This window comes from Streptomyces sp. AcH 505 (assembly GCF_000818175.1).
Lineage (GTDB): Bacteria > Actinomycetota > Actinomycetes > Streptomycetales > Streptomycetaceae > Streptomyces.
The window spans coordinates 6,755,893-6,765,630 of record NZ_JTIY01000001.1 but is presented as its reverse complement, the minus strand read 5'-3'; the positions used below and the strand labels follow the sequence as shown (position 1 = coordinate 6,765,630).

Genomic DNA, 9,738 nt, shown 5'->3' with positions numbered 1-9,738 from the left:
CCCGCCGCGCCAGGGCGGCGCACGGCGGGCCGGTGGACAGGTGCAGGCAGGCAGGTGGGCGGGATCAGTGGAGGGCCCGGCGGGCGTCAGACGACGTGGACGCCGGGCCGTCCCGCGTCGACCCGCAGGCTCGACAGCGTGGTCGAGGCCGACTGCGGCTTGAGCACCGTGCCGACCACCCGCACCTGCGCGTCGATACCGCGCTCCCCGATGTCGAACAGGTGGTAGCCGCGGTGGTAGTCGATGACCTTCCAGTGCGGGTTGTCGCCGCGCAGCGGGTCCCACATGGCGTTGAAGGCGGTCGCGTCCTGGTCGCCGTTGGAACTGATGGAGGTGCCCACGAACTCGGCGCCGACGACGGCCGATCCGGGATCCGCGTAGTCCCGCTTCAGGTCGCTGATCATGGTCAGATGGCGGTCACCGCTCAGTACCACCGGGTTGTCCACCTGCCGGAAGCGGGCCAGCAGGTCGTTGCGCTCGACCTGGTAGCCGTCCCACGCGTCGTAGAACCACTCCTTGCCGGGCCCGGCCAGCAGATCGGTCTCGGCCATCATGATCTGTGAGGCCGTCAGGTTCCAGCGGGCGTGCGAGCTCGCGAGGTTGCCGGCCAGCCACGCCCGCTGCGGCGCGCCGAGCATGGTCATCGCGGGGTCCTCGGCGCCGGCCTGGGTCGTGGTCTGGTCGCTGCGGAACTGCCGTGTGTCGAGGACGTTGAGCCGGGCGAGCCGGCCGAAGTCGAAGCTCCGGTACATCTGGAGGTGCGGGCCGTTCGGCACCGCGCTCGCCCTGACCGGCATGTGCTCGTAGTACGCCTGATAGGCGGCGGTCAGCCGGGAGACGAAGGCGTCGTGCGACTGCTGCGCGGGGTCCTGCGGCACGTCGCCCGCGAAGTCGTTGTCGACCTCGTGGTCGTCGAAGGTCACGATCCAGGGCGCCGCCGCGTGCATCGCGAGCAGGTCGGGGTCGGTCTTGTACTGCGCGTACCTGTTGCGGTACTGGAGCAGGCTGTACGGCTCGCCCGAGCCCTCGTGGACACGTACGGCGGACGCGGTGGGCGCGCTCTCGTAGATGTAGTCCCCGACGAAGAGCACGATGTCGGGTTCCTGCTCGCGCATGTCCGCGTACGGCGTGAAGTAGCCGTTCTGCCAGTTCTGGCAGGAGGCGAGGGCGACCCGGAGCTTCGACGGGTCGCGCGCGATGGTGCGGGTGCGGCCGGCCGGTGAGACGTACGTGCCGGCCCGGAAGCGGTACCAGTAGACGCGGCCGGGTTCGAGGCCGCGCACATCCACGTGCACGCTGTGGGCCAGGTCCGGATCGGCGATGGCGACCCCCCGGCGCACCACCTTGCGGAACGACTGGTCCTGGGCCACCTGCCACTGCACTGCGACGGGCGAGTCCGGCATCCCGCCGCCGTTCAGCGGGTCCACGGCGAGCCGGGTCCAGATGACGACGGCCGTGGTGAGCGGGTCGCCGGAGGCGACGCCCAGGGTGAACGGGTCGGCGGCCAGCGGTCTTCTGCCTGCCGCTCCGGCCGCCGGCGCGGTCAGCAGCTGACTCGCTGCCACGGCGCCGGATGCGGCGGCGCCGGCGGCCAGCAGTCGACGGCGGGTGAGTTCGGGCATGGTCATGTTCCCTTCTCAAGGCGGCACAGCCGCACAAAAGATGTCAGGCCCACAGACACGGGCACCCGAAGTCCATCAGGCAGGGTCATGACAGCGAAGTGTCGTCTGATGCGGGATCAGGCCATTTCCGGCATCGAGGGGCCTCTCGTGGCCGTCGGGCCTGCCGGCTAGCCGACAGCCTGCGCGGCGTCGCGGATCAGACCGGTGACGGCGCCGGGGTTGGTGAGGAAGGCCGCGTGCGGCGCCTCGACCTCGATGGTGCGCGCGTGGGCCCGCTCCGCCATGAAGCGCTCCGCGTCGGGCGAGATGGCGTGGTCCTGCTCGGCGACCAGGGCCCAGGAGGGAATGGTCTTCCAGGCCGGCTTGCCGGAGGGCTCGTCGAACGCCGCCGCGTCGATCGGTCGCTGTGTCGCGGCGAGGACCTGGGCGTCGGGCTCGGGGAGCCGGTCGCTGAGGAAGACGTCGCGGTACTTGTCGGGCTTGATGTAGACGTCGACACCGCTGCTCGTACCGGTCGAGTACGGCACGGGGTTGAGGGCCGTCGCGAGGGGGGTGGCCGGGAACCTGTTGTTGATGGAGGTGATGGTCTCCTTCGCCGTGGGGGCGAAGGCGGCGATGTACACGAGGGCCTTGACGTTCTTGTTCCCCGCGGCGGCGTTGGTGATGACGGCTCCGCCGTAGGAGTGGCCGACCAGGACGACCGGTCCGCGCACCGACTTCAGGAAGCTCGCGATGTACGCCGAGTCGCTCGCCAGACCGCGCAGCGGGTTGGCGGGGGCGATCACGTTGCGGTACCCCTCGCCGTGCAGCCGCCCGATCACGTTCTCCCAGCCGGACGCGTCGGCGAACGCGCCGTGCACCAGCACCACCGTCGGCTTCGCCCGGTCGGTGCCCGCTCCGCCGGGCGCGGCGGAAGCACCCTGCGCCGGTACGGCACAGATTCCCATGCCGACGGCGACAGTGGTGCCGATCAGCCGGAACAGACGGGAGCGAGAGAGGTTCATGAATCTCCGTAGGGCAGCGGCGGGAAGGCCGGGCGACGACCGGCACGGGTCTTTATTGCCCGCACGACTGACAAGGTCAGCAGCGTCGGGCGGATCGCTACCCGATCGGACGCGTCGTCACGGCCGGGTGGAGGAATCGTCCGGCGCACGGCCCAGAATGGAGGATCCGGCGGGTCGTGGGGCGCCGAGGCGACCCCGCGGCGCCCCCTGGATTCCACAGATCCCGTAGAAAGGCCGCTCCATGACACCGCAGCAGGAACCGGTACCCACCGGGTGGCTGGATCTGTCCGTTCCCCTTGTCACCGGCATGCCGGTCTACCCCGGCGATCCGGAGGTCGAGATCACCACGGCGCTGCGCGCCGCCGAGGACGGCGTCAATGTGCTGCGGGTCCACCTCGGTTCGCAGTCGGGCACGCACGTCGACGCGCCGTACCACGTGGACGACCGGTGGCCCGCTCTCGACGAGCTGCCGCTGGAGCGCTTCACCGGGCCGGCCGTCGCCGCCGATCTGCGCGCTCTCGCGCCGCGTACCGGCGTCACCGTGACGGACCTGGCACCCGTACTGCCCCGACTGCGGCCCGGCACCGTCCTGTTGCTCGTCACCGGCTGGTCGGCGCACTGGGGCACCGACCGCTACCTCGGCCACCCCTGGCTGACCCCCGAGGCTGCGGAGGCGGTCGTGGCGACCGGGGTGCGTACGGTCGCTGTCGACGCGCTCAGCGTCGACCCGACACCCGGTCCTGGCGATCCGCACCCGCAGGACGGGGACGGGCTGGCGGCCCACCGGGTGCTGTGCGGCGCCGGCGGTGTCATCGCCGAGAATCTCACCGGCCTCGACCGGGTGGTCGAGGCGCAGCGTGCCGGGCAGCGGATCGAGGTGTCACTGTTCCCGCTGCGGCTCGCCGGCGCGGACGGCGCGCCCGTACGCGCCGTCGCCCGGATCGGCTGAGCACGGACCGGCCGAGTACGGACCGACCGGCCCTGGGCCGACCTGTCAGCCGCGGGTCCTGCGGGCGCACTCGGCGACCACCTGGCGCAGACTGCCGGTGCGGCTCAGCAGGTCGCGCTGGACGCGCGCGCCGTTGCCGTCCCGCAGCAGCGTGGCCAGACCGGCACGGGCGGCTGCCAGGTCGCCGCTGTCCTCCAGCGCGTCGTGCACATGGGCGAGCAGCGAGTCGACGACGTCGGCGGCCGGTTCGGGCACCATCGTGACGGGGTGGAGCAGTGTGTCGTCGAGACCGGAGCGGCCGGCCCGCCACGCGGCGAGCCGCAGCACCCCGACCCCGTGGAGCGGCGCCGGGTCGCCGGCCCGCCACTGGCGCGCCGCCGTCTCCACCAGTCCGCGTACGAGCATGGCGAGCAGCACCGGTGTCGAGGCGTCGAGGCACACGTCGGCCACCCGGATCTCGACGGTCGGGTAGTTGTGGGACAGCCGCGCGTCGAAGTAGATCATTCCCTCGTCGCGCAGCACACCGGTGCCGACCATGGACCGCACCTGCTCGTGGTAGCGCTCCGCCGTGACGAACGGCTCCACGGGGCCCGCGGAAGGCCAACGCTCCCACACCCGGCTGCGGTAGCTGCTGTAGCTGCTGTCCTCGCCCTGCCAGAACGGCGAGTTGGCGCTCAGCGCGAGGAGCACCGGCAGCCACGGCCGGATCCGGTCGAGTACGGCGACGCCCTCCTCGTCCGAGTCGACCGCCACATGGACATGGCAGCCGCAGGTGAGCTGGTTGTGCACGCTGAGGCCGAACTGCTCCTGGAGCCAGCGGTACCGCTCCCCCGCGTTCACGGTGGGACTGACCGGCAGCGGTGACGTGGCGAGAGCCGCGACCGTCACCTGCGCCTGTGCGGCGTGCTCGGCGGCGTCCTGCCGCCAGCGGACTATCTCGTTGGCGAGATCGTCCATGCCGGTGCACGGGTGGGTCGCGAACTCCAACTGCTGACCGTGCAGTTCCTTCTCGAACGTGTGGTCGTCGGCGCCTGCCCTGTCCGACGCCCGGTCCGCGACGGCGAGCACCGCTGCCGACAGGGCCCGGGGCTCACCCGACTCCGGATCCACCAGGAGGAGTTCCTCCTCCACTCCGACACTGCGCACTGGAACTGCCTTTCCCCGAGGAGACGTTAGGGCGAGTAGCTTGTCTCATCGTCGGCGTGGTCGGCGACCGGCGCCGCTTTCCTCCGACGTGTTCCCGTCGTCGCGAAGGCCGAGTAACGAGGGACCCAGCGCAGCAGAGCGGCGGCGGCAACGACGCCCATGCCGCCCATCACGATGATACCGGCGGCCAGACTGCCCAGGGCCGCGGCGGCCGACACCACCAGCGGGCCGCCCGCGCTGCCGGAGTCGGCGCACAGCCGCCACACACCGAGGAACTGGGAGCGGGTCGCCGGCGGCGCGACATCGGCGCCCAGTGTCATCAGGATGCCACTGCCGATCCCGTTGCCGAACCCCATGAGCATGGCGACGACGGTGATCGACACGAGCCCGTGGGTGAGCGGCAGCGACGCCATCGTCAGCCCGAGGACCAGCATCGAGGGCACCGCGATCCACAGCCGCCCGTACCGGTCCATGATCCGGCCCGACGGGTAGAAGGTCATCGTGTCGACGAGCCCGGCGATCCCGAAGATGACGCTGGTCGCCGAGGCGCTCTGGCCGAGATGGTCGGCCCACAGCGGCAGCACCGTCTGCCGGGTGGCCCGTACGGAGCCCACCAGCAGGACGGCGAAGCCCAGCGTCAGAAAGACCCGGCGGTGGTCGCGCACGACGGTGCGGACCGGCACGGGGTTCTTGCCGGTGCGGCGGGCCACCGACTCGTCGGCGACGTCGGGCACCACGAGCAGCACCACGGCCGTCACCGCCGTGCACACCAGCGCCAGCCAGTAGATGTCGCGGACCGGCCGTCCGGTGAGGATCACAGCGCCGACGAAAGGACCCACGAAGGCGCCGATCCGCGACATTCCGCCCAGCGTCGACAGCGCCCTGGCCCGCAGCCCCGTCGGCACCACCTCGGTCAGATAGGACTGTCTGGCCAGGACGAAGACGGCGTTGGTCGCGCCCGTGGCGGTCACGGCCAGCGCGAGCTGCCACAGCTCGGTGGCGAGGGCGCAGCAGCTCAGGGTGACCGCGGCGACCCCCGCGGCGACGAGCATCGCCTTACGGTCCCCGAGCCGCGCGGCGAGCGCCCCCGCGGGTACGTCGCCGAGGATCTGTCCGACGCCGACCAGCGCCAGCACCAGCCCTGCCCCGCCGATGGAGGCGCCGAGCGCCCGGCCGCTGAGGGCGAGCACCGGGGCGAGCGCCCCCATGCCCGTCTCGAAGATCAGCGCGGGCAGGAAGACGGCGGGTATGAGGCTGACGAGGGACACGGGACGGTCTGCCACCTGCGGGGCCTCATTTCGCTGTACGGTGCATGCGGAACCCCACCAGCAAATCAGACGGCTCCCGCCCTTCCCACAGGGCCCGTGAGCAACCGGCCGGGGAGCGTTTCGCGTCGCAGTACGAGAGACGCGTCGAGGGGGAGCCCGATGGACCAGCCAGTCGTCACCCTGCCCGAGGAGCTGCTGCTCCTGGCCCTCAACCCGGAGACCGGCCGGCCGCGTACCCAGATGGCATACGTACGGCTCGGCGTCGCGGGCGCGGTGCTCGCGGAACTGGCGGCGGCGGGACGCGTCGCCGAGCAGGGCGGCAAGGTCGTCGTCAGGGACAAGCGCCCCACCGGTGACCCCGAGCTGGACGACGCCCTGGTCAAGCTGGTCGCCAAGGGCGGGGAGGTGCGGCTGCGCGGCTGGATCAGGGGAACGTCGAGGCAGATCACCGACCTCTACCTGCGACGGCTGGTGAAGCTCGGCGCGGTCCGCGAGGAGAAGCACCGGGCCCTTGGGATCTTCCCGTTCCACCGCTATCCGGCCGGCGGTACGGACTGGTCCACCCCGGCCGTCGCCCGGCTGGGCGCCGCCGGCAAGATGTCCTTCCCCGAGGAGCGCAGCCGCGCGCTCGCCGGGCTCGTCTCCGCCGTCGATCTCGCACGGCCGCTCTTCCCCGGCTCCGGCGCCCGTCAACTCCGCGGCGCCATGCGGGAGCTGGCGCGCGACCAGTGGCACGCCCACGCGGTGCGACGGGTGGTGCAGAGCGAGAAGTCGGCGTCGGCGAACGGCGGGGGCTGACCCTGCCGGATCCGGCGCGTGGTACAGTTCTTATCAGCACTCGTGTACGCCTGGGTTTTCGGCGCCGGTGCATCTTCCCTCCAGACAGCGTTCGCTGTCGACTGTCTCTGTGACTGACGCACCCGTCCTCCGCGACGGTGATCCAGCACAGCCCAGTGATTCTGCCGGCCGTCGAGCCGCTACTTCACCCTGTCCGTGAAAGGACCCCCCGTATGACTACCACTCTCGAACACAGTCCCCCCGTCCGGTCACAACAGCCGGCCGGGCTCGCCACCAACGGCGTCCTCGACATCACGTCGGGCGGACGCGGTTTCCTGCGCGTCGGCGACTATCTGCCGCGCTCCGACGACGTCCAGCTCTCCGCCGCCCAGATCCGCCGGGCCGGCCTGCGCAAGGGCGACGTGATCCAGGGCGTCAGCGACGCCAAGCACGTACTCACCACCATCGAGCGGGTCAACGGCCGCCCGCCGCAAGCCCTGCACGGCAGGCCGCACTTCGCGGACCTCACCCCGCTGCACCCGCGTGACCGGCTCCGGCTGGAGAGCCCGGCAGGCGGTGTGACCTCGCGTGTCGTCGACCTGATCACACCGATCGGCAAGGGCCAGCGCGGCCTGATCGTCGCCCCGCCCAAGACCGGCAAGACCATGCTGCTGCAACAGCTCGCCGCGTCCGTCGCTGCCAACCACCCCGCGTGCCTGCTGATGGTGGTGCTCCTCGACGAACGCCCCGAGGAGGTCACCGACATGCGCCGCACCGTACGCGGCGAAGTGCTCGCCTCCACCTTCGACCAGCCGGCCAAGGCGCATGTCGCCCTCGCCGAACTCGCCGTGGAACGCGCCAAACGCCTCGTGGAACAGGGCCAGGACGTGGTCATCCTGCTCGACTCGATCACCCGGCTGTGCCGGGCGTACAACAACGCGGCGGGCGCCGGCGGCCGTACGCTCAGCGGCGGCGTCGACGCGAGCGCGCTCCAGGGCCCCAAGCGGGTCTTCGGCGCCGCGCGCCACACCGAGGAGGGCGGTTCGCTGACGATCCTCGCCACCGCACTCGTCGACACCGGATCCCGCGCCGACACCTACTACTTCGAGGAGCTGAAGGGCACCGGCAACATGGAGCTGCGGCTCGACCGCACCCTGGCCGACAAGCGGATCTACCCCGCGGTCGACCTCACACCTTCCTCCACCCGGCGCGAGGAACTTCTGCTTCCCGCAGACGAGTTGACCGCCGTCCGCGGGCTGCGGCGCGCACTGCACAGCCAGGACGGTCAGGCCACACTGGAAACACTGCTGGACCGGCTCCGCCGCACTCCCGACAACGCCGCGTTCCTGCGCCAGATCCAGCTCACCGTGCCCGCACGCGCGGCAGTGTGAACCCCAGTTCCCGCGCGGCCAGCTCAGGAGTGGGCTGCGCCCACCGTTCGAGTACGTCCTGCGTCGTCGACAGCGACCGTGTCTCGGCGATGTCGAGGTAGAGCGTCCCGTCCAGGTGGTCCGTCTCGTGCTGCACGATCCGGGCCGGCCAGCCGGACAGCTCCTCGTCGACCGTGTTCCCCCGCTCGTCCTGCCCGCGCAGCCGGATCGTCCCGTGCCGCGCCGTCACCGCCTGCCAGCCCGGCACACTGAGGCAGCCCTCGAAGAAGGCGGCGGCACCGTCACCGACCGGCGTGTACGAGGGATTCACCAGCACCCGGAAAGGCAGCGGAACCCTGCCACGTGCCTCAGCCGTCTCCGGCGGCACCTCGGCCGGGTCCTCCACGACCGCGAGCCGCAGCGGAACGCCCACCTGCGGGGCGGCGAGACCGACACCGGGGGCGGCGTGCAGCGCCTCACGCATGGCCCTCACCAGCCGGTCGAGGCGCTCGTCCCCCAGCTCCCCCTCGTACCGCGGCGTGGGGCGCCGCAGCACCGGGGCCCCCGCGCGCACGAGCGGCAGCGGAGCGGGTCCCGCGAGGATTTCGTCGACGAGTTCGGTGAGCGCGATGGCCTGCATGGATCCAGCTTCCCAGACACCGGCCGGGACCCGCTGCACCGGTCGGGCCGCCACAATGACCCGGCCCACCCCTGTGGCGTGGGATGCTGGAGTCTCCGCACCACTCCCTCCTCCCTGCCGAGGCACTATGCGCTGCATCATCGCCCACTTCCCCTTCGAGCTGAACAAGAGCGAGGTGCAGGAATCGATGAAGGGCGTGAAGCCCGAACCCGTCACGGGCGAGTCCGTGGTCATCGGCCGCCGGGTCTACCCGGTCAAGCAGGTGGGCGAGCTGATCACTCGCCAGGACCGCCGCGATTTCTCGTCCGGCGAGGTGGTCAGGGCGCTGACCCGTCTCGGATTCACCTGTCGTCCCGTACCCGTGCCCGAGGAAGAGCCGGTGGCCGTCGCGCTCCTCTGAGGCGCACCACCTGCGTAGTAGAGTCTGCGCCCATGTCGAAACCCGACGAATTGCTTGTCGATATCGCCACCAGGGTCGAATCGGAACAGAGCAATCAGATGTCGCTCACCGTAGTCGTTCAAGGTGCTGTCATCACAGGGCGGTTGGCGCCCGAGGCCATGTGGCGGCAACGCGTGGCCGAGGTGCTGGAGGATTCGGAGCGGCTCGGGCCGTTCTCCGTCATCTTCACCCCCGCCGACGCGGTGGCCCGCTCCGGGAACCGGACCGGGCCACCGACCCATCTGCACTTCCATGTCGCGAGGATCCTTCAGGGCAGCCTCGGTATTCCGGAGACCGGCGGGATGTACCGGCTGGCCATCGAGGACGTGGGGGCCTGGACGGTGGGAGACGTCAGCTACTCCGACCACTGACCGGCCCCGCACCCACCGGCGCGCCACGAAAGCGCACAGCCCCGGTACCCGGACGAATCCGGGTACCGGGGCTGCTTCGTGTGGTGCGGGTGCTTTACGCGGCGCCGCGGTACGAGGACTGCCGCTGTGCGGTGCCCGCGCCGCCCGCGGTG

10 protein-coding genes are annotated in these 9,738 nt (G+C 71.3%); 5 read left to right on the top strand and 5 right to left on the bottom strand.

The window, feature by feature from the left end:
* Positions 1-86: 86 nt before the first annotated feature.
* The gene (locus HY68_RS29685; protein ID WP_041994681.1) at positions 87-1,628 is read right to left on the bottom strand and encodes an alkaline phosphatase D family protein; all 1,542 of its coding nucleotides are present in this window, start codon (positions 1,626-1,628) and stop codon (positions 87-89) included.
* Positions 1,629-1,789: 161 nt separating this feature from the next.
* Entirely contained in the window at positions 1,790-2,626 is an 837-nt protein-coding gene (locus tag HY68_RS29680) for an alpha/beta hydrolase (protein ID WP_041994680.1), read from the bottom strand.
* Positions 2,627-2,867: 241 nt separating this feature from the next.
* Here HY68_RS29680 and HY68_RS29675 point away from each other — a divergent pair, with 241 nt between their 5' ends.
* Positions 2,868-3,575: a cyclase family protein gene (locus HY68_RS29675; protein WP_041994678.1), complete on the top strand. Its 708-nt coding sequence runs from the start codon at positions 2,868-2,870 to the stop codon at positions 3,573-3,575.
* Between the two features lie 45 nt (positions 3,576-3,620).
* Here HY68_RS29675 and HY68_RS29670 read toward each other — a convergent pair whose 3' ends face one another.
* Positions 3,621-4,721, bottom strand: a complete 1,101-nt coding sequence (locus tag HY68_RS29670; protein ID WP_041994675.1) for a glutamate--cysteine ligase — start codon at positions 4,719-4,721, stop codon at positions 3,621-3,623.
* Positions 4,722-4,747: 26 nt separating this feature from the next.
* Positions 4,748-6,004: an MFS transporter gene (locus HY68_RS29665; protein WP_041994672.1), complete on the bottom strand. Its 1,257-nt coding sequence runs from the start codon at positions 6,002-6,004 to the stop codon at positions 4,748-4,750.
* 144 nt (positions 6,005-6,148) lie between these two features.
* Here HY68_RS29665 and HY68_RS29660 point away from each other — a divergent pair, with 144 nt between their 5' ends.
* Positions 6,149-6,787, top strand: a complete 639-nt coding sequence (locus HY68_RS29660) for a GPP34 family phosphoprotein (RefSeq protein ID WP_041994668.1) — start codon at positions 6,149-6,151, stop codon at positions 6,785-6,787.
* 212 nt (positions 6,788-6,999) lie between these two features.
* Positions 7,000-8,157, top strand: a complete 1,158-nt coding sequence (gene rho, locus HY68_RS29655) for a transcription termination factor Rho (protein ID WP_041994666.1) — start codon at positions 7,000-7,002, stop codon at positions 8,155-8,157.
* On the opposite strand, the gene HY68_RS29650 is transcribed toward rho, so the two are convergent.
* Positions 8,129-8,776: a peptide deformylase gene (locus HY68_RS29650; RefSeq protein ID WP_041994663.1), complete on the bottom strand. Its 648-nt coding sequence runs from the start codon at positions 8,774-8,776 to the stop codon at positions 8,129-8,131. The two genes, rho and HY68_RS29650, sit on opposite strands and share 29 nt — an antisense overlap.
* 127 nt (positions 8,777-8,903) lie before the next feature.
* Between HY68_RS29650 and HY68_RS29645 the strand changes: the two genes are divergently transcribed.
* The gene (locus tag HY68_RS29645) at positions 8,904-9,176 is read left to right on the top strand and encodes an SCO5918 family protein (protein ID WP_041994660.1); all 273 of its coding nucleotides are present in this window, start codon (positions 8,904-8,906) and stop codon (positions 9,174-9,176) included.
* 32 nt (positions 9,177-9,208) lie between these two features.
* Positions 9,209-9,586: a hypothetical protein gene (locus HY68_RS29640; RefSeq protein WP_041994657.1), complete on the top strand. Its 378-nt coding sequence runs from the start codon at positions 9,209-9,211 to the stop codon at positions 9,584-9,586.
* Positions 9,587-9,738: the final 152 nt, after the last annotated feature.